The sequence below is a fragment of the Kluyvera intermedia genome (assembly GCF_034424175.1).
GTDB lineage: Bacteria > Pseudomonadota > Gammaproteobacteria > Enterobacterales > Enterobacteriaceae > Kluyvera > Kluyvera intermedia.
The window spans coordinates 3,343,343-3,368,880 of the sequence record NZ_CP139986.1 but is presented as its reverse complement, the minus strand read 5'-3'; the positions used below and the strand labels follow the sequence as shown (position 1 = coordinate 3,368,880).

The following is a 25,538-nucleotide window of genomic DNA, read 5'->3' as shown; positions in this document are numbered from 1 at the left end:
GATTGGTGTAGGCCGGATAAGGCGTAGCCGCCATCCGGCAATGTACGCGATTGTGCAAATTTGTAGCCCGGCCAAGCGCAGCGCCGCCGGGTCCACTTTAAAGGATAAAAAGATGTTTGATACTCTTTCGAAAGCCGGGAAATACCTCGGTCAGGCGGCAAAAATGATGATTGGCGTGCCGGATTACGACAACTACGTCGAGCATATGCGCATCAATCATCCAGACCAGGAGCCGATGACTTACGAAGCGTTCTTCCGCGATCGTCAGGACGCGCGCTATGGCGGGAAGGGAGGCGCTAAGTGTTGCTAATGTTTATTTAGACATCTAAACGTCTTGATTGCCAAACCCGCTCTCCGTGTTATATTGTTGTTAACATTGGTCTCTCGAGCGGCAGACAACGAATGACAACAAAGCAACTCATCCCGCAAAGTAAACTCCCCCATCTTGGCACCACGATTTTTACCCAGATGAGCGCGCTGGCCCATGAGCATCAGGCCATCAACCTGTCTCAGGGGTTTCCTGATTTTGACGGCCCGGAATATCTTCAGGTGCGGCTGGCATACCATGTGGCAAGCGGGGCCAATCAATATGCGCCGATGACCGGCGCGCAGGCGCTGCGTGAAGCCATTGCTGAGAAAACTGCCGCGCTGTACGGTTATGTGGCCGATGCGAATAGCGATATCACGGTAACCGCAGGGGCAACCGAAGCGTTGTACGCCGCCATTACCGCGCTGGTACGCGTTGGTGATGAAGTTATCTGTTTTGATCCTAGTTATGACAGCTATGCCCCAGCCGTCGAGCTCTCTGGTGGCATAGTGAAGCGTATCGCGCTCCAGCCACCGCACTTTGGCGTTGACTGGCAGGCGTTTGCCGCGCAATTAACGGACAAAACTCGGCTGGTTATCCTCAATACTCCGCATAACCCAACGGCCACGGTGTGGCAGGCAGCGGACTTTGAGTCACTTTGGCAGGCGATTGCCGAGCGGGAAATTTATGTGCTCAGTGATGAAGTGTACGAACACATCTGCTTTGCAACACAAGGACACGCCAGCGTGTTGGCTCATCCCGAGCTTCGGGAGCGGGCGGTAGCGGTATCGTCGTTTGGCAAAACCTATCATATGACCGGCTGGAAAGTGGGTTACTGCATTGCGCCTGCGGCTATTAGCGCGGAGCTTCGCAAGGTTCACCAGTATCTGACATTTGCGGTTAATACACCGGCTCAACTGGCGCTTGCCGATATGCTGCGCGAAGAACCCGAACATTACCGTCAGCTACCTGATTTCTACCGTGCGCGCCGCGATCTGTTTATTGATGCGTTAAGCCAAAGCCGATTAAAACTTCTGCCCTGTGAAGGCACTTATTTCTTGCTGGCCGATTACAGCGCAATTTCTGAGTGGGATGACGTCAGTTTCTGTCGGTGGTTAACGACGGAGATTGGCGTGGCGGCAATACCGTTGTCGGTATTTTGCGCCGCGCCGTTCCCACACAAGTTAATTCGTCTATGCTTTGCCAAGCAGGAATCAACCCTGCTGGCGGCCGCCGAGCGACTGTGTCAATTGTAGTTATTTGACCGTCCAGGCCTGTGAGAACTGACGATTACCGAACATTTCGCACAGGCCGTTTATCTGTTTCAGCCGCAGTACTTCGTCGGCGTCCATTCCCAATTCTTGTCCCATTTTCTCATCGCTCCAGCCGAGCTGGCTGAGCTCACGCACAATCTCTGACATTGCGCTAATCTGGTGACGCCCACGCGCGCGGTTATGACGAATGGTGGCAGCCATCCGTGAAGGCAGCGAACTGTCCTGGCGTTCTAGCTGCGTGACCGGCAGGTAGCCGTGAAAGCGTTTTTTCAATGCGGCTTTGGACTGAGAAAGCACGTGGCGATGAAAGCCATCAACGATTTCAAAGCTGTGATCTTGCTTCTCAATCACCACGATCGGTTGTGTAAAACCATCGGCTTCCAGTGATTTGGTCAGTAACCGTTTTTCCTGCGGGGCCATATTGTTGGGATTGTAGTCGTTAGGTGAAACCTGCTCTTCTTTGACCCACAGCACACAGTCGATAGGCTGATCGTTAAACGGACTTTCTTCATGCAGCGCCTGGCGAAACTGATTCAGCGCCTCGATTTTTTCATCAAACGAGAGGGCTTGCAGGTAGTCATGCATTTCTTCTATTAGTCGTTGTCGCATAAAATTCCCCATTGCTGGCGCTTTTGCTCCATACGCGTACGGTAGCGTTGATAGTGGCTGGATTTCGTGGGGCTAAAGGAGAGCGATCTACACCAGTAATCATTATTTAACAGTGTCTTGCATATTCGTCGCCATGATGGAATATCTTTTGAACCCAGATCTTTTTCCTGGCTATCGGGAATATCTTCCCATCCCTGTTTTTGATACCAGTGCAGATAAACAGCAATTTTGTTGCGGTAGTGGTCCGCTGTAGTCTCTGGCATGCTTTGGAGTAAGAAATGGGCATAGCTGCGCCAACTGTGATTCTGCGGCTTGTCGAGTTTTCGATGCCCATAGAACTGGTTGTCCTGGCCTGCATAAATACCGCCGCTGTGAACGCCGCTCACCCGTTGGCACATATCCGCCCAACGTTCCGGTTCGAGGACGTGATAAAGCCACAGTCCCTGGCGTTGTTCGGGGCCAAAAGGCTCGCAGATGCGCATATACCGCAGTGGAACCCCCGCCTGGTACATCAGATCATAAAGCGGGTTATAGGGCTGGTGGCTTTTCGCACACCAGGTCCAGATGTCGGCGGTTTTCCAGTCATAGATGGGATAGACGTACCAGGCATGGTTACCGGGAGCAACGGTGGTCCAGGGTTTGTCGTCGGCGAAGCGTCGTTTACGCTGGGAGGAGATGGTTAAAAATCGGTTATAAGATTCATCAGCGCGAATACCGACCATCACGGCAGCCGGACGCCGCTGAGAAAACCATTCAGCAAACTTTTGTACAAACGTTTCGAAGGTGATGCCCGTTTGGTAGAAGGGGAAGAAGGCGGGGTCGGTGATGGCATCCTTCGGGGGATGTCGTACCCATTTTGCGCCGGGCTCCCAGCATTGCCACTCAGGGTTAAACTGCGTCAGTGAATTTTGCGTGGTGAGCGGCAGCGCAACCCAATAGAATTCGTCAATAACATCCTGGTAGACTTCACGTAATTTTTCGCAGTGGGCGATGGTTGAGGAAAACTGAGCTTCCCAATCAATAAACAGGACACATATTTTTTTACCCAATGAACGCGCAATTTCAGCGGTTAAATGCAGCATTACCGTGGAATCTTTACCACCTGAGAATGAAACACAGACGCGTGGGAAATTCTCTAATGTCCAGCGAATACGTTCCCGGCTTGCCTCAAGTACGGAAAGAGGCAGCGGGAGTTTGGTGATTGACATAAATCAGCCGTCCTTTATGGCGATGACGTCTAACGGAAGGCTAATATAATACAATGAATCGTAGGAGGATAAATAAAAGTTTATATATTTGTTTTTAATTAAATATCTTTGTTGCATTCATTTGCTGAATGCGACTTTAATTTGTTGGCTTTATTAATTACTTCTGAAAAGAACGGAGAGCTCATTGATGAGCGACTGTAAATCATATACATAGTGAATTCCGGAAGGCTCTTTGGAAGTATTACTTCTTTTAATTTTAGAGAGTCCTTAAGCAGTTCAAACACTCTCGTTGGCATGAATCCAATTAGGTCACTGCTATGAATGGTATTAGCAAGACTCATCAGTGAAGATGAGCGAAAGGCAATGTTTCTTTCAGTTAATGAAATTTCTTCATAGTATTGTTTATAATCTTTTATTTCATTTTCACGCGCCTGAAATAGTATAAACCGTTCCTTCGACAGTTCTGAAAATGTTGCATTATTACCTAGTCGGGGATGATCTTTTCGACAGATAAGGGAAATATTGAACTTATTCAATGGAATACAGATAAGTGAACGATTGGTACAAGGGGCAATATGAAATATAACATCTGCTTTGCGGTAGTTCATGATGTCTTCAATATCTTCAGTGATGGCTGAAGTATCATGATAGGTCACTTCCAGATTGGGGTCCTCGATGAGGATATTCATGAAATCTGTTATTGCTGGTATGGCGTGAAACTGTGGGCCGTAAACCACAAATTGTTTTTTGAGCTCAGAAGTCCCCATCATATTGATAGTTTCTTCAATGTTGTTCAGGTTCTTTTCAAGATGATGGTGCAGATTGACCGCGACGGTCGTTGGCGTAATGCCTTTCCCTGAGCGAACAAATAAAGGGTCGTTTAATTGAACACGAAGACGCTGTAGCGACTGGCTAACGGCCGAAGGGGTAATAAAGAGCGTTTGTGCCGCCTGGCTGATGCTGAGGTTTTGATAGATACATTCGAAAATGATCAGCAGGTTGAGATCGAAACGCTTCAGGTTATAGAGGTTAGCCATTGAATCTCCTTGATATTTTTTGTCTACCGTGCACAGCATAGTGCGCTTTGTTATATTTCATCGAAACAATCCATGTGTTCGAAAATCTAAATATAGTTTCAATCTAAACTAAATATATAGCAGAGAAAAGAAATTATCCACTATTTGTTAAGGTTGGCAAATGTATTTGTTCTCTGAATTATATAAATAAAGAAAACAGATTTTATTTGTCCTTATTATATATTTTCGTTTTTAGCGGCTCTTCTTCCCATTTTTCCAGGTGGAAACGTATGACGCTGCGCAAATCGCGACAGAAAATACGACAGTAAAGAAGAGTTTTGCATGTAAAATCTCTGTAAAATCAGTATGTAATCACGTATCTATGGCATAGCCTATCACAACCATTGGTCAGGTAGATGACTGAGGTGTTGTCCTTTAAAACACTGGGTGCTGTAATCGAGAAGCTGTAACGGCCCATGGGGCCATTGATCTCCGGGTATGGGCAATTTGTGCCTGTCCCCATCATAGGTTCACAAAGTTGTTCTGTTCCGGTTGTTAGGTAACGCTGATTGATTTGATAATGTAAACGCATTGGTCGAATCGGGAAAAGTTCGTTAACTTAGACCTCAACGAAAACACGGAGGAAGTATAGATGTCCTTAATTAATACCAAAATCAAACCTTTCAAAAACCAGGCGTTCAAAAACGGTGAGTTCATCGAAGTAACCGAGAAAGATACCGAAGGTCGCTGGAGCGTCTTCTTCTTCTACCCGGCTGACTTCACCTTCGTATGCCCAACTGAACTGGGCGACGTAGCAGACCATTATGAAGAACTGCAGAAGCTGGGCGTAGACGTGTACTCTGTTTCTACCGATACCCACTTCACCCACAAAGCATGGCACGGTAGCTCTGACACCATCGCAAAAATCAAATATGCGATGATCGGTGACCCGACTGGCGCCCTGACCCGTAACTTTGAAAACATGCGTGAAGATGAAGGTCTTGCTGACCGTGCAACCTTCGTTGTTGACCCACAGGGTATCATCCAGGCAATCGAAGTTACTGCTGAAGGTATCGGCCGCGATGCGTCTGACCTGCTGCGTAAAATTAAAGCCGCTCAGTACGTTGCTTCCCACCCAGGTGAAGTTTGCCCGGCTAAGTGGAAAGAAGGCGAAGCGACTCTGGCTCCATCTTTAGACCTGGTCGGTAAGATTTAAATTTCCGTCGTCTTTCGCACCACAGCGGCGTTGGCGTCGCGTGTTCACCCCGGTCACTTACTTATGTAAGCTCCCGGGGATTCACTCGCTAGCCGCCTTGCTGTGATGTGAAATACTTAGGAAATCACCCCTCTAAAATGGGTGCACCAGTATGTAGGCCGGATAAACGCAGTGCCATCCGGCATCCAACAGGCGCAACTCTGCGCCTGTTTTATTCCAGCATCATGATGCAAGTTGCTTACACGCAGCGCGTATGTGGCCGCTTGCATGATGATGTTTTAAGCCCAGGAGATAAAAATGCTCGACACCAACATGAAAACCCAGCTCAAGGCTTACCTTGAGAAGCTGACCAAACCTGTTGAGCTGATTGCCACGCTGGATGACGGCGCAAAATCGGCAGAGATCAAGGAACTGTTGGCTGAAATCGCTGAACTGTCAGATAAAGTGACCTTTAAAGAAGACAACACCCTGGCAGTGCGTAAGCCATCGTTCCTGATTACTAATCCAGGTTCTGATCAGGGGCCGCGTTTTGCAGGCTCCCCGCTGGGCCACGAGTTTACCTCGCTGGTACTGGCGCTGTTGTGGACTGGTGGTCATCCGTCAAAAGAGGCACAGTCTCTGCTTGAGCAGATTCGCGACCTTGACGGTGATTTTGAATTTGAAACGTACTATTCGCTTTCATGCCACAACTGCCCGGATGTTGTGCAGGCGCTGAACCTGATGGCGGTGCTGAATCCACGCATTAAACATACCGCGATTGACGGTGGGGTTTACCAGAACGAAATCACGGAACGTAACGTGATGGGCGTTCCGGCGGTCTACCTGAACGGTCAGGAATTTGGTCAGGGGCGTATGACGCTGACTGAGATCGTAGCGAAAGTCGATACCGGTGCGGAAAAACGCGCAGCGGAAGAACTGAATCAACGCGATGCCTATGACGTGCTGATCGTCGGATCCGGCCCGTCCGGCGCAGCGGCTGCGGTGTATTCTGCACGTAAAGGTATTCGTACAGGCTTGATGGGCGAACGCTTTGGCGGCCAGGTGCTGGATACGGTCGACATTGAGAACTACATCTCCGTGCCGAAGACGGAAGGCCAGAAGCTGGCGGGTGCGTTAAAAGCACACGTGAATGAATATAACGTTGATGTGATTGATTCTCAGAGTGCTTCAAAGCTGATTCCGGCAGCGGTAGAAGGTGGTCTGCATCAGATTGAAACGGCTTCCGGCGCGGTGCTGAAAGCACGCAGTATCATCATTTCTACCGGTGCTAAATGGCGTAACATGAACGTACCGGGCGAAGATCAGTATCGCACCAAAGGCGTGACCTACTGCCCGCACTGTGATGGCCCGCTGTTTAAAGGCAAACGCGTGGCGGTGATCGGCGGCGGTAACTCCGGTGTTGAAGCGGCGATTGACCTGGCGGGCGTGGTTGAACACGTGACGTTGCTGGAATTTGCCCCAGAAATGAAAGCCGATCAGGTATTGCAGGATAAAGTGCGCAGCTTGAAAAACGTCGACATTATCCTGAACGCGCAAACCACGGAAGTGAAAGGTGATGGCAGCAAAGTCACCGGCTTACAGTACCGTGACCGCGTGAGTGGCGATGAGCATCATGTTGCGCTTGCGGGTATCTTTGTTCAGATTGGCCTGCTGCCGAACACTAACTGGCTGGAAGGCGCTATCGAACGTAATCGTATGGGTGAAATTATCATCGATGCGAAATGTGAAACGAACGTCAAAGGCGTATTTGCGGCGGGCGACTGTACCACCGTGCCTTACAAACAAATTATCATCGCCGCAGGCGAGGGTGCGAAGGCGTCATTGAGCGCATTTGATTATCTGATTCGCACCAAAACAGCATAAAAAAGAAGACAATACCTGCAATGTCAAAGGCCACCGAAAGGTGGCCTTTTTTTGTGTCCATCAGGCAATCTGTTGCGTATTGCCTGATGGCGCGCAGCTTTCAGGCTTGCTTTGGATTGTGACTACCGTACGACCAATACTGGGATATGGGCATGACGAATCACGCTGGAAGCATTAGAGCCCAGCAGATGGGTGCTGATTGATGGATTGCGTGAACCAATCACCACCATGTCGGCATTCAGCTCTTCGATAAGACCATTGACGGCGTCGCGAACGTTGCCCAAACGAACGTGCATCTTGATACGCGAAGGGTCGATACTGAAATGGCTCACCATGGTTTGCAGACGGGTTTCGGCTTCCTGCTGTAGGTGCTCTTCGAAGCGACGCAGGTCGCCCGCAAAGCGGCTCATGGTATAGCTGGCCGAGGCCGGCAGCACATGCAAAAGATGAATAATACCATCCTGCTGCGCCATAAACTCGGCATGGCGAACGGCTTTGTCACTCAACTCCATCTCAAAAACATCAACGGGCATAATGATTGTTTTGTACATAGGCTCCTCCTTGTCTTTGTGAAACTATCAAAACACAGAATGCATTTTTAATATGTCATTCAGTTCGCAAAATAGTGTCGAGGTAGGGGAAGAGTTGTAAAGTTTCGTGAGGTGGGGAGGCAGAAAGAGGATGCCCGGCATCCTCTTAATCAGTCAGCTACTGGTGTTAGCGATTGAACTCGCCAGCGGCTTCCGGCTGGTAAAGGAGTTCAAGCACTTCCAGGTGGGTGGACGTGCCGCCCGGCAGTTCCCAGTGAATCGTGCTACCGGTACGCAAGCCAAGAAGGGCCGCACCGACGGGAGCCATCACTGAGAGTTGGGTAGCGCTATCGGTCATGTTGGCTGGGAATACCAACGTACGTACACGCTCCTCGCCCGTTGTGAGGTCGCGGAATTTGACCTGGCTATTCATACTCACTACATCATGCGGCATGTCCTCTGGGGCACACATCTGGGCACGATCCAGCTCGTCGTTTAGCGCATTCGCCACCGGTGAATTTGCGTAAGCAGGTTGCTCAAGCAGGCGGTCGATACGCTCGGCATCGAACTCATTAATAATGATGGCAGGTCTGGTCATTCTCTACTCCATGTCATTTCTATTATCCAAAAGAAAACCCTCACCGCCAGCGGCAAGGGTTCATCTGATCCCATCATACTGATCCCAGCGTCAGGTTTGAAGTGATGTAGCGCACATTCAGACACGGTGAATTATTCTCTGTATGAATTTTATGCGAAAGACATCACAACCAGCAAATATGGATTATTCTTTTTAAGCTGCGCCTGGCAGCGTCCCTCCAGCACAGGAGAATGTATGAGCGGTTTCGATAAACTGACCCTGAAAGATGGTAGTTACCTCTGGTTCAAGGATTGGGGGAGCGGGCAACCTATCGTGTTTAGTCACGGTTGGCCGCTGACGGCTGATGCATTCGAGGATCAGATGTTGTATCTGGGTTCAAAAGGGTATCGCGTAATCGCCCACGATAGACGAGGACACGGACGATCGGCTCAACCCTGGGATGGGCACAATATGGATCAGTATGCAGATGATCTGGCCGAACTCACGGCGCATCTGAATTTAAAAGAGGCAATCCACGTTGGTCACTCCACCGGCGGGGGGGAAGTGGCACGCTATATTGGGCGTCATGGCACGAGCCGAGTGGCAAAAGCGGTGCTAATAGGCGCGGTGACGCCAATCATGGTGAAAACCGATTTTAACCCGAGCGGTGTGCCGATTGAGGTATTTGACGGGATTCGTGACGGCGTGATTAACGATCGCGGTGCGTTCTTCTACGAACTGACGGCGGCGTTTTACGGTTATAACCGTGATGGCGCGAAGGAATCAAAAGCCGTGCGTGAAGGCTTTGTGGAGCAGGGGTTGCAGGGATCGATTAAGGCGCTTTACGACTGTATCAAAGCGTTCTCTGAAACTGACCTGCGTGAAGACCTGCGTAAGATGACCATCCCAACGCTTGTGATTCACGGCGATGAGGACCAGATAGTGCCGATTGAAAGTTGCGGCAAGGTGGCGGCAGAGATCCTACCGGACGCTGAGCTGAAGGTTTACCACGGCGGTTCACACGGAATTTGTACCACGCACAAACATCAGATCAATGCCGATTTGCTGGAATTTATTCAGAAGTAGTCGGATCTGGCCCCCGTGAAAAACGGGGGCTGGGATCCGTAACCAATCTTATCCAGTACAAATTGTTTACCGCAGTTGCCCGGGTGTGGCTGTGGTAATAGCGAATCACTGGAAAGCGGTGCGTTAATGCTGGCTGCTTTGATGGCTATCTGCATTTCAGTCAAATACGCCGGATTACCGTTGCAGGTGAGCTTAATCGCTTTGACGTTGTCTTTGCCAAAAGCGCTGGCGACGGCATTATCAAAGCTTACGCGGGTGACCGTTTTACCGTAATTGTCGGCGAGGAACTGGCCGAGTGCACTCTGTTTTATCTCACTATTCAGGCGAACCATCGTGCCGAAATAGTCATCGGGATCGAAACCAAAGCAGACGCCATGTTTGGCATATTCGTAGCGTTCCAGGCAGGTTTTCCCGCCGCTGCCAGGCATGACCTGGTTGAGCTTATTGGCTATTTCCAAAGATAACCCGGTCTCTTGCGCCGCACATTTTCGGCTAGCTTTGGCTTCGGGCATATTTGGGATAGGGCGGGTGGCACAGCCAAAACGCATCCAGCGGTTGTTATCGACGCCGCGGGAAGCGATAGAGCCCGGCAGGCTTGGCCATAAGCCGTGCACGGTTAAATAATCGGCTTTATTGCTCGCCTCTGTTTGTCGATGACACTCTAGTGGTTCCTTGCGGTTGCGGTCATGCAGGCTTTGGCAAAAGCCCGTTTGCCATGAGAGGGCCAGAACATAACGGTCGAAGTCACCATATTGTGTCGGCGTGAGTGGGGCGGCATGAAGGCTACCAGCACACAACAGCAGTGCGCATCCTGACACAATATTCTTCCTGAGCATTTTCCTGACTCCACGTTTTTATCATTTGTCATGTTATTAAATCATAAAATAAGGCACCATCAGGCGCCTTATTTATTTAGCTAGGAAATACTTACGCGGCGACGCCTGGGACCAGAATTTCGGTGGCAATAATCACCACAATCAGGCCGACAATAACGGGCACCGAGGTACGTTTAACCACTTCAAACGGTGAAATTTTTGCCATCCCCGCAACCGCCACAACCACACCTGAGACCGGGGAGATAGTACGACCCAGGTTTGAAGCTTGTAGCATTGGGATGGAGAGATACGCTGGGTTGATGCCGGAGGAGTGAGCCAGTTTTGGGATCATCTCGACGAAAGCATAGAATGGCGCGTTGCCAGAACCCGTGGTCATTGCCGCCAGCATGGTTAGCACAACCAGTACGAGCATCAGAATAATACTGGCGGAACCAAACGAGGTAGCGATAGAGATAAGGCTGTTAATAAAGCCGATGGTACTCAGACCCTGAGCGAATACGCCCGCGGCGACTAACAGCATTACCACGCCAGCAAAGGCGTCAGCCATGCCGCGATAGGCGACTTCAAGACCGGCAAAGACTTTCTGAGTATTAAAGCCACGGAAGAATTCCAGCACGGCTGCCAGCAGCATGCAGATAACCAGAATAGCAATAATATGCAGTTCCGGGCCCCATTTGCCATCGAAAATCAATACGCCAATAATCGGCGTAAAGGGCAAGATGGCATAGAAGTTTGGTGCGGTGGTGGTAATTTCATTTACGTCCAACATCTCATGAGAGATATTTTCTTTTTTATCAAGATAGCGCTGCCAGAAGAAATGGGCGATAGCCATAGCAATAATAGCGGCAATAGAAATAGGCAGGGTGGTCTTGAAAGCAAAATCAATTAACGGCATTTCAGCGGCTTTAGCAGCCAACACAACGTCGCCGGATGTTGGTGATAGAATAATCGCCGCCGGTGACGCACAAATAGCAGCAGCGGCGCCACGGCTGATACCGACGTTGACCATGACCGGGAACAGGGTTGCCATTAACAATACGCCAAGGCCGGTGGCGGAAGAGACGGCCAGCGACATCAGACATGCTACAAAATAAGCGGCAATCATCAACAAATAGGGTGAGTTGATAAACTTCAGCGGCTTGGAGGCCAGCTTCACAACCATATCATTGGCGCCAATGTGCGTCATATAAGCTGCAAAGCCACACAGCATCATGATCATCATGCCGAGGTCGCCGCCACGGCTCATCAGTAGGATCTTGATATATTCGATGATATCAGTTGCGGAGTAACCGGTACTGGTTTCACTGCTCGGTAAAATCTTATGGCCCATCAATGCGCTGGCAATCAGCAGTAACAGGCCACCAACGAAAAGGACTCCCGTTGCGGAATAACCTTTGATGATGTAGCGGGCTACGCCGACAATAACCACAACACCAATCAGGAGTTCAAAGAACGTTAACATTATTAACACCTATCGCCCAGTTGTAAACGTTGATGCAGATTTGCACCAAAAAGTTAGGGGTGGAATGTGCCGAAAAATGCGGCAGATTTAGCTGATGAAAATCAAAAAATAGCCTGATTAAGGCAACGATAGTTCAGTTTACGCGATGTTCTCACAAAGCTGAACATTATCCTCGCATCGAGTATAGCGTGGTGGTGGAATAATAAACAATTAAGGTAAATGGAATGTTATTTTTTCTATGGATATTGGTGTGTGCGGTAATGTCTGTGAGATGCAGTTTGTCATCAAAGCGTATGATAACCCTACAAACAGCGAATTTGATCGCGCGTTGCGGTCGTTTTTTTGGCTCAATAGATGCTTGCTGTGTTCGGGGCATAAATAATATAAATAGAAAATATCAGTGTGTTCACTATTAAATTAAATGGTAAAGGAATTATTTAAAGCCTGAATAATATAAGGGATAATGTCATTTGTTAAATATAACCTTATTTAGTTTGGGTGAGTTGTGCTGCAGAAGTATCAGAAGTGCATAAAGTGAGCGGTGGCGAGCCATAACTATTCATCATCGCCCATGGTATTTACTTGACGCTGGCCCTAAGATTATTCTAATTTGCTATTGAAGCAAAAAAAATAGAGTTGTTTTCGATGCTGTTAAGGTGCGATTAAGTTTACTCTTGATAGACTATTCGTAATGGATGATTAATAGGCAAGAGTATCGTGTTAAAATTAAAAAAATTTATTCTCCTGGTATGTGTTTCTGTTGGACTGCTTAGTGCGGTACAACCTGCCTATGCCTCTTTTACACAAACGGTAAAAGAGGGCTACAACACATTGAGCGACAATGTGGCCGAAACATGGCAAGCGCCGCAGAATTACGATTTGTACGTGCCAGCGATTACCTGGCATGCCCGGTTTGCCTATGACAAAGATAAAACCGACCGTTACAACGAACGTCCCTGGGGGGCGGGTTTCGGCGTGTCGCGCTGGGATGATAAAGGTAACTGGCACGGTATTTATCTGATGGCCTTTAAGGACTCTTATAACAAATGGGAACCCATCGGCGGCTATGGTTGGGAAGCCACCTGGCGACCGCTGGCGGATGATAATTTCCATTGGGGATTGGGGTATACCGTGGGTGTAACGGCGCGTGATAACTGGAACTATATTCCGGTACCGGTAGTGTTACCGATGGCGTCGATAGGCTACGGCCCGGCAACGTTCCAGATGACCTACATTCCTGGAACCTATAACAACGGTAATGTCTACTTCGCCTGGCTGCGTTTCCAGTTCTGAAATCCAGGTGTGTAGCGGAGTGCAGGACAAAGTCAACCCGCGAATAAAAGTTAGCGACATTTATCACTTTTTGACGAACTGGGGCTGGACAAAACGCATCACAATTGTTGTACTGGTTACTGACACAGATGAGTGTCGTTTTTTCATATAAAGGTAATTTTGATGTCTAAGATTAAAGGTAACGTTAAGTGGTTTAATGAGTCCAAAGGATTCGGTTTCATTACTCCTGAAGATGGTAGCAAAGATGTATTCGTACATTTCTCTGCAATCCAGACCAACGGTTTCAAAACTCTGGCTGAAGGTCAGCGCGTAGAGTTCGAAATCACTAACGGTGCCAAAGGCCCTTCTGCTGCTAACGTAACCGCTCTGTAATTAAGCGACGCTAGCATTCAGAATTCAAAACCCGCTTAATCGCGGGTTTTTTTTCGCCTCTTTTATGCCTACCGACTGGCCGTGAATAACCAAAAGGCGAGAGCCGTCATGGCAAATGATCCCAGTAAATTGACCGCGACGTTTAACAGCGCCCAGCCAAATTTCCCCGCTTGCAGCAGAAAAACGACTTCTAATGAGAATGTCGAAAAGGTGGTTAGCCCACCGCAAAAACCGGTGGTGATAAGCAATTTCCACATCGGATCAATCTGTGGCAGACGGTTAAACCACGCCAGTCCAGCGCCAATAATAAAGGCGCCAACCAGGTTTGCCGTAAGCGTACCCAGGGGCAGGGCGTGGTGCATTGGGTTAAGCTTGAGGCTTAGCAACCAGCGGGCGACGCTACCGGAGCCTCCGCCAATAAAAACGGCTAATAAAAGTTGCATCATGCGTATTTCCTGCCATTTTTGATAAATCCCCTGAGCGTATTACGCCAGAGGTGAGTCTGACTCTATACCTGTTTTTAAGGGCATAGCCTAACCATTATTCATGATGTTGAAATAATTGCCAAATTTAAGGAGCAGACATGCGGGTGGCTGTGGGACAGTTTGCTGTTACGCCAGAGTGGCGGGTGAATGCGCAGACCTGCGTGACGCTGATGAAATCGGCCGTGGAGCAGGGAGCGGAGCTGCTTGTATTGCCGGAGGCATTGCTGGCTCGTGATGATCGTGACCCTGACCTGTCGGTAAAATCAGCCCAGCCGTTGGACGGCGGTTTTATTCAGCATCTCAAGGCGCAGAGCTGTGGCGATACGCTAACGACTATTTTTACCGTACATACCCCTTCTGACGATGGCCGGGCAAGGAATACGCTGGTGGCGCTACGCGCTGGAGAGGTGATTGCCCACTATCACAAGCTGCATCTGTATGATGCTTTTTCGATTCAGGAATCAAAACGGGTTGATGCCGGACAAACGCTACCGCCGCTGATTGAGGTGGCTGGCTTTAAGGTCGGACTGATGACTTGCTATGATTTACGCTTTCCCGATATGGCGCTAGCGCTGGCACTGCAAGGTGCAGAAATACTGGCGCTACCTGCTGCCTGGGTTCGTGGGCCGCTGAAGGAGCATCATTGGTCGACGCTGCTGGCGGCTCGTGCGCTGGATACCACCTGCTACGTGGTCGCCAGCGGTGAGTGTGGAAATCGAAATATTGGGCAAAGTTATATCATTGACCCACTCGGGATCACCCTCGCCGGGGCAGGATTGTCGCCGCAGCTGGTTGTTTCAGAGGTGTCACGCGATCATCTTTTAACCGTTAGACAGCAGCTACCGGTGCTAGAGAACCGACGCTTTGCGCTACCGCAATTAATATGACGTTTTTTTAAACAACGCTTGATTCACCTTGTTACAGATTGCTATTGTGTGCGCGCGCCAGATGACCGTTAATAACCTACAGTGATGTGGCGCATTCTGCAGCCTGTTTTTGAGAAGAAGGTATCTATGGGTGAGATTAGTATTACCAAACTGCTGGTAGTGGCAGCACTGATTGTTCTGGTGTTTGGTACCAAAAAATTACGGACACTGGGTGGAGACTTGGGTTCAGCGATCAAGGGCTTTAAGAAAGCCATGAATGACGATGAAACCAGTGCGCAGAAAAGCGCAGAAGAAGCTCCGGCAGAAAAACTCTCTCATAAAGAGTAAGCAGGGCAGCGGTTAACGTGGTGTGCAGACAACTGTGCGTGCCATGCGCGAGGTTAATGACTCGCAGGAAGGGTGACAACGACAAGCCGTTGTTGCCCTTTTTTATGCGATTAACATTGCTAAAATTGTCTTATTGAAACAATTTATTACTCATACAGGCATAAAAAAGCCGCGATCTTAACGAGCGCGGCTTCGTGTTTCCAGCTGCGAAGCTTACTTCACTTCCATGCCTTTAGCCTGGAGATCCGCATGGTAAGACGAACGCACGAATGGGCCGCAGGCAGCATGGGTGAAGCCCATCGCCATAGCTTCGGCTTTCATCTCTTCGAATTCATCCGGGCTAACGTAACGCTGTACCGGTAAGTGGTGGCGACTAGGTTGCAGATACTGCCCAAGCGTCAGCATGGTGACGCCATGACGACGCAGATCGCGCATCACTTCAACGATTTCGGCGTTGGTTTCGCCTAAGCCAACCATGAGCCCGGATTTGGTTGGGATCTCAGGGTGTGCTTCTTTAAAACGCTCTAGCAGCTTCAGTGACCAGTTGTAGTCAGCGCCTGGGCGAACGTTACGGTAAATGCGCGGTACGTTTTCCAGGTTGTGGTTGAAGACGTCTGGTGGGGTCGCGGTCAGGATATCCAGCGCGCGATCCATACGGCCACGGAAGTCAGGTACCAGCGTTTCGATCTTGATGCTCGGGCTTTTCTCGCGGATAGCGGAAATACAGTCGGCAAAATGCTGAGCGCCGCCATCGCGCAGATCGTCACGATCCACAGAGGTAATTACCACATAACGCAGCGCCATGTCGGCGATAGTTTGCGCCAGTTTCTGCGGTTCATTGGCATCTGGCGTCACTGGACGGCCGTGGGCCACATCGCAGAATGGGCAGCGGCGGGTACAGATTGCCCCGAGGATCATAAAGGTGGCGGTACCGTGGTTAAAGCATTCCGCCAGGTTCGGGCAAGAGGCTTCTTCACATACGGAGTGCAGGCCATTTTTACGCATGGCTGCTTTGATGCCCTGAATACGGGAAGAGTCCGCCGGAAGTTTAATTTTCATCCATTCCGGTTTTCGCAGCAGCGCTTCGCGCTCTGTTACCACGTTTTTAACCGGGATTAGGGCCATTTTATCGGCGTCGCGGTACTTAACACCGCGTTCCATCACAATGGGTTTACTCATAGCGTGCGTCTTCCAGTTCCGAGTATCGAGGGAAAGCGTTTCAATTCAAGCGAATGTTGTATTTATCAACTATTTTTGAATTAATGGCACGCAGTATAGCATTGAAACGGTGTATAAAGCAGCCTATCAGGCCGGCAAATTGTAAAATAGTTGTTGAATAATGCTTTTTTGCCGGCAACAGGAATAAGGGGGGATTCGTTCTAGAATGCCTCCTGGATGACGTTGATAATATTTTGCATTACCGGGTCACGCAAACTGAGTTTGTTGTAATGCAATGAAAAGTCGAGCTGTTCTTGCTGCAGAGGCGCGAAGTCTAACGTACTCAGCGGCCAGCACTGTTTGAAAATATGATAAAAACGTTGCGGCATGATACCGATCAGGTCGCTTGAGGCGATCAGTGACGCAATAGTGAACAGATTGTAACTGCTTACGCTCACCTGACGGTCTGGCAGCATGTCGCGAATGCGCTTATATAAGTCACTGTTACCGGCACCATCCATCGTCAGCAGCGTGTGCTCATACTGAACGAGGGCATCAGCAGATGGCCCAACCTGGTGTATCGGATGGTCGTGGCGGCAAACAAGAACCAAAGTATCACTGAACAAGGGATGCCGCCCCAGCGTGCGTGGATTGTTGTGCTCGTAATTATCAATCACCAGATCGGTCTGAAACTGGCTGAGTTGCGTATTGGCATCGGTGACCGCAACGTTTCTTAGCAGGACATGCGGATAGGTTTTCTTTACGGCTTGATAGATAACCGGCATCACGATAGCGCCGGTTGAAGCCGCTGTTCCGATAGTGATCACCCGCTGTTTATCGTAGCTACCATTGAGATCCAGTGCCCCGAGAATCGACTCCAGCCCCTGACTTATATACTCATGCAAATGCGTAGCATAAGCCGTGGGCGTGACGCCCTGGCCTTTACGGATAAACAGTGGATCAGGAAAAAGTAGTCTGAGTTTCTGAATGGATTGGCTAATAGCAGACGGCGTAAGGTTTAAAATTTTCGCCGCATTGACGATACCTTTATGGACGTATACTGCTTCAAATATGGTCAATAAATTAAGATCTATATTACGCAGGGTGCGAAAAATTTGTGGCGTATCATTATCGACGTTTAGGTTAACTTTATTTTCTGGCTTACCGTTATAATCCACACTGCTCACTCCGAATTCATTCACTCCATGAATGATAGTTGATGATTTTATTATTGTTATTATTACGGCAGACACAAATTCGCAAGGTGAAAACAGAAATTTTACGTGAAAACTCAACCTATTAATATTTTTAATATATTAGAAGTATTAATGCAATTAGTGGTGATTTTTCATGAAAGTGAGAGGCAGTAGACATTTCTGTGGGGATATTTGAGCGGTGAGTGGCCTCATGGCGCGGCCTGTCCTCATGTGCTGATAAAGCGCCGGACAATGACCCAATAGAATATTGGGTCAGAATATATAATATATTAAGCGGCGATATATTCGTGAGGCGGATTATTAAGCAGCGCTAAAAATTGGGAAACTAAAATCGGCGAAATATTTTCAGGTTTAGCCGCTGAATCCCACTGCGATACCTGCGCCATTTCCATTCCCGCATAACCACAAGGGTTAATTCTCAGGAACGGAGATAAATCCATCGCAATATTCAGCGCAAGGCCGTGGAATGAGCAGCCTTTGCGAATGCGTAGACCGAGCGAGCAAATCTTTTTCTCACCCACATAAACTCCCGGAGCATCCGCTCTTGGGTGGGCTTCAATACCTAACTCTGCCAGCGTATTGACCACGGTTTGTTCCAGCAGCGTGACCAACTCACGGACGCCAAGTTTGCGTCGTTTTAGATTCAGCAAAACGTACATCACCTGCTGGCCTGGGCCATGATAGGTGACCTGGCCGCCACGGTCGCTCTGAATGACCGGAATATCACCGGGAACCAATACGTGCTCAGCTTTACCTGCCTGTCCTTGCGTAAACACCGGCTGATGCTCAACCAGCCAGATTTCATCCAGCGTTGTTTCATCACGGGTATCGGTGAAGTCGTGCATGGCTTGCGAGATGGGCTCATAGGGCTGAAGGCCAAGCTGACGAATGAGGAGGGTATTAAAGTCCAAAACAGGGTCTCCGCTAAGAGGAGGAATCATGGACGCAGAGTATATCACAGGGAAGGGGGAGGGCGGAGTTACCCGGCGATACCGGGTAACATCAGATGCAATTACAGCACCATACGAACAATTTCAATATTGCCCAACTCTTCGTACAACGTTTCTACCTGTTCAACATGGGTGGCGTTGATGGTAATAGACACCGAGTGGTAGTTGCCTTTGCTGCTCGGTTTTATCTGCGGAGAGTAGTCACCTGGCGCATGGCGCTGTACCACTTCAACCACCAGGTCAACCAGCTCAGGTTTCGCCAGACCCATTACTTTGTAAGTAAATGGTGTAGGGAATTCAAGCAGTTCGTTCAGTTTGGTTTTCATGTCAGCTCCAGTGTTAAAAAAGAACAACTCCCGCATCTTGGGCGGGAGTTGTTTTTACAATGCATATTATATGGGGATGGAAATCACACTTTCAAGTGGGTGATTTTTAACCAAACCAATGGTGGAACATTAATTTAATGTAATCAATGATATTGCCGAAGAAGTTCCCTTCAGGAATTTCCTGCAGCACCACCAGTGGACGCTGGTCGATAATTTTGCCGTCCAGCTGGAAGTTAATGGTCCCAACAACCTGATTTTTCTGCAATGGCGCATGCAGCTCGCTGGTAGTCAGCACGTAGCTGGCTTTCAGGTCTTTCATGCGGCCACGTGGGATGGTCAGGTAAACGTCTTTGTCCACACCCAATGAGGCACGGTCGTTATCGCCAAACCAGGCTGGTTCTGAGGCAAACTCTTTACCCGCTTTGATTGGGTTAACGGTTTCAAAGAAGCGGAAGCCCCAGGTCAGCAGCTTTTTGCTTTCGGTTTCACGACCTTTATAGGTACGTCCACCCATCACCGCAGACACCAGACGCATCTGGCCTTCGGTTGCTGATGCCACCAGGTTATAGCCAGCTTTGTCGGTATGGCCGGTTTTGATGCCGTCAACGTTCAGGCTGTTATCCCACAGCAGGCCGTTACGGTTCATCTGGCGGATGCCGTTAAAGGTGAACTCTTTTTCTTTATAGATGGTGTACTCGTTCGGCACGTCGCGGATAAGCGACTGACCGATCAGCGCCATATCACGTGCGGAGCTGTATTGCCCATCGGCGTCCAGGCCGTGAACGGTCTGGAAGTGGGTGTTCTTCAGGCCCAGTGCGTTAACGTAGCTGTTCATCAGGCCGACGAAGGCGTCCTGGCTACCGGCGACATAGTCGGCCATTGCTACACAGGCATCGTTGCCTGACTGCAAGTTAATCCCGCGAATCAGCTGTGATACCGGTACCTGCATGCCTGGTTTCAGGAACATCAGCGATGAGCCTTTAAATACCGGGTTACCGGTTGCCCAGGCATCGTTGCCGATGGTCACCAGATCAGACTCTTTGAACTTTCCGGCTTTCATTGCCTGACCGATGACGTAGCTGGTCATCATTTTGGTCAGACTTGCTGGGTCGCGGCGAGTGTCCGCGTTTTGCTCTGCCAGTACCTTGCCAGAGTTGTAATCAATAAGAATGTAGGACTCCGCGTCAATCTGCGGAACGCCTGGGATCATTGTTTTAATATTCAGGTCATCGGCGTGAGCAGCGGAAGTCAGAGCTGCGACGGAAAGCGCCGGAATCAGTAAGCGTGCGAGGAAAGAGGTCTTCATGGTCAAAACAACGACATCCGTGATGAAGTGAAAAAAGTGCCTTACTATAACAAATGCCTTACAGACAGGCATCCGACATCGTATATGACTTTGTTAATGACTTTGTCATATACGAAAATTCGGATACCTCTGAGCGTTTTAGTTGGCGCGTGTAATAAACGATTGCAGTTGAGCTTCGCTCTGCAAACGTTGCTGTATGGTGCTAGCCTCGCCTTTGCTGCTAAACGGCCCGAGCTGAATACGCCAGACGGCACCGTTTTGCGTGACGCGACCAGGAACGGAAAATTGCTGGCTTAAACGCTGCTGGTATTGCTGGGCGCGAGCTTGATCGCTGACGGCGCCAACCTGAACCACAAAGTCACCCGTCGCAGAGGTAGCTGCAGGGGCTGCTACAGCAGCCGTTGCCGCGCTTGCTGGTGCGGTTACGGGAGCAGTAACAGGGGCGGTAGCGGCAGCCTGTGTTGAAACAGCCGGCGCGGTGTCTTCGAGAACGCCGCTGTTTAGCGGAGTTGGTGCACCCAGGAAACCACTACTTTTAACCGGAGCGCCTTCGCCTGTGCTCTCGGAGGTTAGTGTGTCATTGCTGATTGCCCGAACGTCGCCCTGCGGCGAGACTGCCTGTGGTGCTGAGGATACGCTACCCATACCACCGCTCAAATCAGGGCGGTCAGGAAGGGCGTAAGTTTGTTTGGCGACGGTCGTACACGCCATGCCTGGCCCTGAAAGCGAACCATCCTGAGCCACAATAATCGGATCGATACGGACTTTCGTATTGTTCGAGTTATTCAGGCGATCTGCGGATGCGCGTGAGAGTGAAATCACGCGATCGTTACCGTATGGGCCACGATCGTTAATGCGCACCACGATCATCCGACCATTGGCAAGGTTGGTGATACGCGCATAGCTCGGAATAGGCAGCGTGGGATGCGCGGCGGTAAGCTGGTTCGGATCGAATGCTTCACCGCTCGCCGTCAGATTGCTGCCAGGTTCGGCGTCATAAATGGCAGCGAAACCGGCCTGGCTGAATGTTGACGGATCCTGGACGATTTTGTATTTCTTACCGTCGCGCTCGTAATCCTGATTGGCGGTGGCATTCAGCGGTTCAAAGCGTGGATCGGCCCCGCTGATTTCGACCGTTGGGCCGTTACATACCGCAGGTTGTGGTGCTGAAACGGTCTGTTTCTGAACATCATCACTCGAACAAGCCGCCAGCAGCCCTGCCGCTATGCAGATCCCAAGCCATTGCTTACGCATTGAGCACCCCTTAGACGCTTTTTGACAACATTTTTCTGTGGGTGTGTATCGACATCACGATACCGAACCCGGCCATCAGTACGATGAGGGCAGAACCCCCGTAGCTGACTAACGGTAGCGGCACGCCAACCACCGGCAAGATGCCACTTACCATACCAATATTTACGAACACATAAACGAATAAAATCAGCATCAACCCGCCGGCCATGACACGGCCAAAGGTGGTTTGCGCCTGGGCGGCAATCCATAAGCCACGCATAATCAGCAGCACATAGAGCGCCAGTAGAACCAGAATACCGATAAGGCCTAACTCCTCGGCAAGCACCGCGAAAATAAAATCGGTGTGGCGTTCAGGCAGGAATTCGAGCTGCGATTGCGTTCCGTGCAGCCAGCCTTTACCGCGCAGACCTCCGGAGCCAATGGCGATTTTCGACTGGATGATATGGTAGCCCGCGCCAAGTGGGTCGGATTCCGGATCCAGCAGCATCATCACACGTTGGCGCTGATAGTCGTGCATCAGGAAGAACCACAAAATCGGGATAAAGGCGGCGACCAGCAAGACGGCGACCAGAATTAAGCGCCAGCTCAAGCCTGAGAGGAATAGCACGAACAGACCGGAGAGGGCGACCAGAATAGAGGTCCCCAGGTCAGGCTGTGCGGCAACCAACAGGGTTGGCATGAAAATCAATACCAGCGCAATGCCGGTATTTTTCAGTGAAGGTGGGCAGACATCACGGTTGATAAAACGAGCCACCATTAAGGGGACGGCAATTTTAGCAATCTCGGAGGGCTGGAAACGGACGATGCCGAGGTCAAGCCAGCGCTGCGCGCCTTTGGATATGGCGCCAAAGGCGTCAACCGCCACCAGCAGAATAATACAGACAATGTACAGCCAGGGCGCCCAGCCTTCATAAACGCGAGGCGGGATCTGCGCCATCACGACCATGATAACCAGCCCCATGGCGATCTGACCGATCTTACGTTCCGTCATCCCCATATCCTGGCCGCTGGCGCTCCAGATAACCAGCGCACTGTAGGTCAGCAGCGCCAGCAGGATCAGCAGCATGGCTGGGTCGATATGGATTTTATCCCATATGGATTTTTTGTTCGGATTATCCGTCATGATTATTGGTCCTCCGCCGCGGTAGCCGCTGGATTTTCGGCTGGCAGGTCGGTGTTGTTATCACCCAGCATGATGTGGTCAAGAATCTGACGCATGATGGTACCCACCGCCGGGCCTGCACCGCCGTTCTCTAAAATGATCGCCACAGCGACCTGTGGATCATTATAAGGCGCAAAAGCGGTCATTAATTTATGGTCACGCAAACGCTCGGCAATACGATGCGCGTTATACGTTTCGTTAGCTTTCAGGCCAAAGACCTGTGCCGTACCGGATTTCGCCGCGATTTTATACGGTGCGTTAGCAAAGTACTTGTGAGCAGTACCGTTACCCCGGTTGGCGACGCCATACATCCCGTCTTTGGCAATTTCCCAGTAGCCGGAGTGAATATCGCCAATAGGGGGTTCCTGTGGCTGCATCCACGGTACTTTTTTCCCTTCTTCTACTGTACTTGCCAGAAGGTGAGGGGTTTTAATGATGCCATCGTTAATCAGGATCATCAGCGCTTTACTCATCTGGATTGGCGTTGCCGTCCAGTAGCCCTGTCCGATACCGACCGGGATGGTGTCACCCTGATACCATGGTTTTTTAAAACGTTTCAGCTTCCAGTCGCGAGTTGGCATGTTACCCGAGCGCTCTTCCGCAAGGTCGATGCCGGTATAATCACCGTAGCCAAATTTGGTCATCCACTCGGATAAGCGGTCGATCCCCATATCGTAGGCGACCTGATAGAAGAAGGTATCCGCTGATTCTTCCAGCGCTTTCGTGACGTTCAGGTGGCCGTGGCCCCATTTTTTCCAGTCACGATAGCGTTTTTCAGAACCTGGAAGCTGCCACCAGCCCGGGTCAAACAGGCTGGTATTGCGGTTGATAACCCCCGCGCTCATTGCAGAGACAGCAACGTACGGTTTTACCGTGGAGGCCGGTGGGTAAACCCCCTGCGTGGCACGGTTAACCAGCGGAGTATTCGGGTCGTTCAACAGACCGCTGTAATCTTTGCTGGAGATGCCATCAACGAACAGATTGGGATCGTAGCTTGGCATCGACACCAGCGCCAGGATGCTCCCCGTACGCGGGTCGGTGACCACGACGGCTGCGCGACTACCGGCCAGCAGCGTTTCAACATACTGCTGTAGCTTCAGGTCGATGGTCAGATAAATATCGTGTCCTGCCTGTGGCGGGACTTCTTTGAGCTGGCGAATGACACGGCCACGGTTGTTGACTTCAACCTCTTCATAGCCGGTTTGACCATGCAGCATGTCTTCGTAATAGCGCTCAATACCGAGTTTGCCAATATCGTGGGTGGCCGCGTAGTTGGCCAGCTTGCCGTCCTTATCGAGTCTGTCGACGTCTTTATCATTAATTTTAGAGACGTAGCCGATAACGTGGGTCAGGGCGGAGCCGTACGGATAGAAGCGGCGTTTATAGCCTTTCACTTCTACGCCTGGGAAGCGGTACTGGTTAACGGCGAAGCGCGCGACCTGTACTTCCGTGAGGTTCGTTTTAAGCGGTATTGAAGTAAAGCGGTGCGAACGGGCGCGCTCTTTTTTGAAAGCGGCAATATCGTCATCAGAAAGATCAACAACGTTACGCAGACCATCGATGGTCTGTTGCACGCTGTCGACCTTCTCCGGCATGATTTCCAGTTGGTAGATGGTCCGGTTTAACGCCAGCGGAGCACCGTTGCGATCGTAAATGATGCCGCGGCTCGGGGCGATTGGAACCAATTTGATGCGGTTTTCGTTAGAACGCGTCTGGTAGTCGGTGAAACGCACAATCTGTAAATTGTAGAGATTGGCAATCAGCACGCCGGTCAGCAGCAAAATTCCCAAAAAAGCGACCACCGCCCGGCGCACAAAGAGCGCGGACTCTGCCGTATAGTCGCGAAAAGAATTCTGTAGTTTCATTCGCTGCTTAATCTACCCTGGTCATCATTACTCGCGGTGGTAAGGGTGGTTGGTGGTAATGCTCCACGCCCGATACAGGCTTTCGGCAACCAGCACGCGCACAAGCGGGTGAGGGAGCGTCAATGTGGAGAGCGACCAACTTTGTTCTGCTGCGGCTTTGCATGCCGGAGAAAGACCTTCAGGACCGCCAATCAACAAACTGACGTCACGACCATCAAGCTTCCAGCGCTCCAGCTCACGAGCAAGCTGAGGCGTATCCCAGGGCTTTCCAGGGATATCCAGCGTGACGATACGGTTTTTTCCTGCGGCGGCGATCATCATTTCGCCTTCTTTATCCAGAATACGTTTGATGTCCGCGTTTTTACCGCGCTTACCGGCAGGAATTTCTACCAGTTCGAACGGCATATCTTTCGGAAAGCGACGAAGGTATTCGGTAAAACCGGTTTGTACCCAATCCGGCATTTTGGTGCCGACGGCGACCAACTGCAGCTTCACAACTTAACCCCAGAGCTTTTCCAGTTCATACAGACGACGGCTCTCTTCCTGCATGACGTGGACGATAACATCGCCTAAATCGACGACGATCCAATCACCAACATTTTCGCCTTCAACGCCCAGTGGCAGCAGACCGGCAGCGCGGGATTCCTGAACCACATGATCGGCAATGGACATAACGTGGCGGCTGGAAGTACCGGTGCAAATAATCATGCAATCGGTGATGCTGGATTTACCGTGAACATCGATAGTGACGATATCCTGACCTTTCAAATCATCAATTTTGTCAGCAACAAAATCCTGGAGTTCTTTACCCTGCAAGTGTTCCCCCTGGGGTGTGAAGATAAACAATATAAAATAGCCCGACAGTATACCCGAACTGAACGTCATGTCGGGATTAAAAACGGCTACTGCCGTTCAGGCGGGCTATCATCCCATTCCTTAATGCCGATTGCAT

Annotated in this window: 27 protein-coding genes; 9 read left to right on the top strand and 18 right to left on the bottom strand. The window is 50.2% G+C overall.

All coding sequences use genetic code 11. The features are described from left to right. Positions 1-112: 112 nt before the first annotated feature. Complete coding sequence (locus tag U0026_RS16310) at positions 113-310, top strand: YbdD/YjiX family protein (RefSeq protein WP_062775277.1); 198 nt, start codon at positions 113-115, stop codon at positions 308-310. 92 nt (positions 311-402) lie between these two features. Next, a complete protein-coding gene (locus U0026_RS16305; protein ID WP_062775231.1) occupies positions 403-1,563 on the top strand; it encodes a pyridoxal phosphate-dependent aminotransferase in 1,161 nt (386 codons plus the stop codon). Here the strand turns inward: U0026_RS16305 and U0026_RS16300 are convergent, their stop codons facing one another. The 3 genes from U0026_RS16300 to citR all read right to left on the bottom strand — a co-directional run bounded on the left by U0026_RS16300 (position 1,564) and on the right by citR (position 4,435). Then, on the bottom strand, positions 1,564-2,190 hold the full coding sequence (locus U0026_RS16300; protein WP_062775230.1) for an IbrB-like domain-containing protein: 627 nt from the start codon (positions 2,188-2,190) through the stop codon (positions 1,564-1,566). It abuts the gene before it with no gap. Then, positions 2,175-3,398: a phosphoadenosine phosphosulfate reductase gene (locus tag U0026_RS16295; RefSeq protein WP_062775227.1), complete on the bottom strand. Its 1,224-nt coding sequence runs from the start codon at positions 3,396-3,398 to the stop codon at positions 2,175-2,177. The genes U0026_RS16300 and U0026_RS16295 overlap by 16 nt, the downstream gene beginning before the upstream one ends. A 98-nt stretch (positions 3,399-3,496) precedes the next feature. Then, on the bottom strand, positions 3,497-4,435 hold the full coding sequence (gene citR, locus U0026_RS16290) for a DNA-binding transcriptional repressor CitR (RefSeq protein ID WP_062775225.1): 939 nt from the start codon (positions 4,433-4,435) through the stop codon (positions 3,497-3,499). A gap of 631 nt (positions 4,436-5,066) precedes the next feature. On the opposite strand from citR, the gene ahpC reads away from it, so the two are divergent. Both ahpC and ahpF read left to right on the top strand, forming a co-directional pair. Beyond that, the gene (ahpC, locus tag U0026_RS16285; protein ID WP_052284784.1) at positions 5,067-5,630 is read left to right on the top strand and encodes an alkyl hydroperoxide reductase subunit C; all 564 of its coding nucleotides are present in this window, start codon (positions 5,067-5,069) and stop codon (positions 5,628-5,630) included. Between the two features lie 297 nt (positions 5,631-5,927). Then, positions 5,928-7,493 (top strand): alkyl hydroperoxide reductase subunit F, encoded by a 1,566-nt coding sequence (gene ahpF / locus U0026_RS16280; RefSeq protein ID WP_062775223.1) that lies wholly within the window; start codon positions 5,928-5,930, stop codon positions 7,491-7,493. Positions 7,494-7,615: 122 nt separating this feature from the next. Here the strand turns inward: ahpF and uspG are convergent, their stop codons facing one another. Together uspG and rnk are read right to left on the bottom strand one after the other, a co-directional pair. Beyond that, positions 7,616-8,044, bottom strand: a complete 429-nt coding sequence (gene uspG / locus U0026_RS16275) for a universal stress protein UspG (protein WP_062775221.1) — start codon at positions 8,042-8,044, stop codon at positions 7,616-7,618. Positions 8,045-8,210: 166 nt separating this feature from the next. Further along, a complete protein-coding gene (rnk, locus tag U0026_RS16270; RefSeq protein ID WP_062775220.1) occupies positions 8,211-8,621 on the bottom strand; it encodes a nucleoside diphosphate kinase regulator in 411 nt (136 codons plus the stop codon). 234 nt (positions 8,622-8,855) lie between these two features. Here rnk and U0026_RS16265 point away from each other — a divergent pair, with 234 nt between their 5' ends. Continuing rightward, positions 8,856-9,686 carry an alpha/beta fold hydrolase gene (locus U0026_RS16265; protein WP_062775218.1) on the top strand — a complete coding sequence of 277 codons (831 nt, stop codon included), beginning with the start codon at positions 8,856-8,858 and terminating at the stop codon, positions 9,684-9,686. Here the strand turns inward: U0026_RS16265 and rna are convergent. Both rna and dcuC read right to left on the bottom strand, forming a co-directional pair. After that, positions 9,677-10,522: a ribonuclease I gene (gene rna / locus U0026_RS16260; protein WP_062775216.1), complete on the bottom strand. Its 846-nt coding sequence runs from the start codon at positions 10,520-10,522 to the stop codon at positions 9,677-9,679. The two genes, U0026_RS16265 and rna, sit on opposite strands and share 10 nt — an antisense overlap. Positions 10,523-10,613: 91 nt before the next feature. After that, on the bottom strand, positions 10,614-11,984 hold the full coding sequence (dcuC, locus tag U0026_RS16255) for an anaerobic C4-dicarboxylate transporter DcuC (RefSeq protein WP_062775215.1): 1,371 nt from the start codon (positions 11,982-11,984) through the stop codon (positions 10,614-10,616). 717 nt (positions 11,985-12,701) lie between these two features. On the opposite strand from dcuC, the gene pagP reads away from it, so the two are divergent. Together pagP and cspE are read left to right on the top strand one after the other, a co-directional pair. Then, positions 12,702-13,277: a lipid IV(A) palmitoyltransferase PagP gene (gene pagP / locus U0026_RS16250; protein WP_062775212.1), complete on the top strand. Its 576-nt coding sequence runs from the start codon at positions 12,702-12,704 to the stop codon at positions 13,275-13,277. A gap of 162 nt (positions 13,278-13,439) precedes the next feature. After that, complete coding sequence (gene cspE, locus U0026_RS16245) at positions 13,440-13,649, top strand: transcription antiterminator/RNA stability regulator CspE (RefSeq protein WP_000034826.1); 210 nt, start codon at positions 13,440-13,442, stop codon at positions 13,647-13,649. A 68-nt stretch (positions 13,650-13,717) separates the two neighbouring features. Here the strand turns inward: cspE and crcB are convergent, their stop codons facing one another. Then, positions 13,718-14,095 (bottom strand): fluoride efflux transporter CrcB, encoded by a 378-nt coding sequence (crcB, locus tag U0026_RS16240; RefSeq protein ID WP_062775210.1) that lies wholly within the window; start codon positions 14,093-14,095, stop codon positions 13,718-13,720. A 137-nt stretch (positions 14,096-14,232) separates the two neighbouring features. Between crcB and U0026_RS16235 the strand changes: the two genes are divergently transcribed. Further along, positions 14,233-15,021: a deaminated glutathione amidase gene (locus tag U0026_RS16235; RefSeq protein ID WP_062775208.1), complete on the top strand. Its 789-nt coding sequence runs from the start codon at positions 14,233-14,235 to the stop codon at positions 15,019-15,021. 126 nt (positions 15,022-15,147) lie between these two features. Further along, positions 15,148-15,348 (top strand): twin-arginine translocase subunit TatE, encoded by a 201-nt coding sequence (gene tatE / locus U0026_RS16230; protein ID WP_062775207.1) that lies wholly within the window; start codon positions 15,148-15,150, stop codon positions 15,346-15,348. Between the two features lie 213 nt (positions 15,349-15,561). Here the strand turns inward: tatE and lipA are convergent, their stop codons facing one another. The 10 genes from lipA to rsfS form a co-directional block, all read right to left on the bottom strand. Then, complete coding sequence (lipA, locus tag U0026_RS16225) at positions 15,562-16,527, bottom strand: lipoyl synthase (protein WP_062775205.1); 966 nt, start codon at positions 16,525-16,527, stop codon at positions 15,562-15,564. A 200-nt stretch (positions 16,528-16,727) separates the two neighbouring features. After that, positions 16,728-17,684, bottom strand: a complete 957-nt coding sequence (locus U0026_RS16220) for a YbeF family transcriptional regulator (protein ID WP_062775204.1) — start codon at positions 17,682-17,684, stop codon at positions 16,728-16,730. 308 nt (positions 17,685-17,992) lie between these two features. Further along, entirely contained in the window at positions 17,993-18,664 is a 672-nt protein-coding gene (lipB, locus tag U0026_RS16215) for a lipoyl(octanoyl) transferase LipB (RefSeq protein WP_062775202.1), read from the bottom strand. 71 nt (positions 18,665-18,735) lie between these two features. Further along, entirely contained in the window at positions 18,736-18,999 is a 264-nt protein-coding gene (gene ybeD, locus U0026_RS16210) for a DUF493 family protein YbeD (RefSeq protein ID WP_062775201.1), read from the bottom strand. Between the two features lie 106 nt (positions 19,000-19,105). Next, the gene (gene dacA / locus U0026_RS16205; protein WP_062775199.1) at positions 19,106-20,305 is read right to left on the bottom strand and encodes a D-alanyl-D-alanine carboxypeptidase DacA; all 1,200 of its coding nucleotides are present in this window, start codon (positions 20,303-20,305) and stop codon (positions 19,106-19,108) included. A 138-nt stretch (positions 20,306-20,443) separates the two neighbouring features. Then, the gene (rlpA, locus tag U0026_RS16200; protein WP_062775197.1) at positions 20,444-21,559 is read right to left on the bottom strand and encodes an endolytic peptidoglycan transglycosylase RlpA; all 1,116 of its coding nucleotides are present in this window, start codon (positions 21,557-21,559) and stop codon (positions 20,444-20,446) included. A 10-nt stretch (positions 21,560-21,569) separates the two neighbouring features. Continuing rightward, a complete protein-coding gene (gene mrdB, locus U0026_RS16195; protein WP_062775195.1) occupies positions 21,570-22,682 on the bottom strand; it encodes a peptidoglycan glycosyltransferase MrdB in 1,113 nt (370 codons plus the stop codon). A gap of 2 nt (positions 22,683-22,684) precedes the next feature. Further along, the gene (mrdA, locus tag U0026_RS16190) at positions 22,685-24,586 is read right to left on the bottom strand and encodes a peptidoglycan DD-transpeptidase MrdA (RefSeq protein ID WP_062775194.1); all 1,902 of its coding nucleotides are present in this window, start codon (positions 24,584-24,586) and stop codon (positions 22,685-22,687) included. A 27-nt stretch (positions 24,587-24,613) separates the two neighbouring features. Next, positions 24,614-25,081 (bottom strand): 23S rRNA (pseudouridine(1915)-N(3))-methyltransferase RlmH, encoded by a 468-nt coding sequence (gene rlmH / locus U0026_RS16185; protein WP_062775192.1) that lies wholly within the window; start codon positions 25,079-25,081, stop codon positions 24,614-24,616. Positions 25,082-25,084: 3 nt separating this feature from the next. After that, entirely contained in the window at positions 25,085-25,402 is a 318-nt protein-coding gene (gene rsfS, locus U0026_RS16180; RefSeq protein ID WP_062775191.1) for a ribosome silencing factor, read from the bottom strand. Positions 25,403-25,538 lie beyond the last annotated feature (136 nt).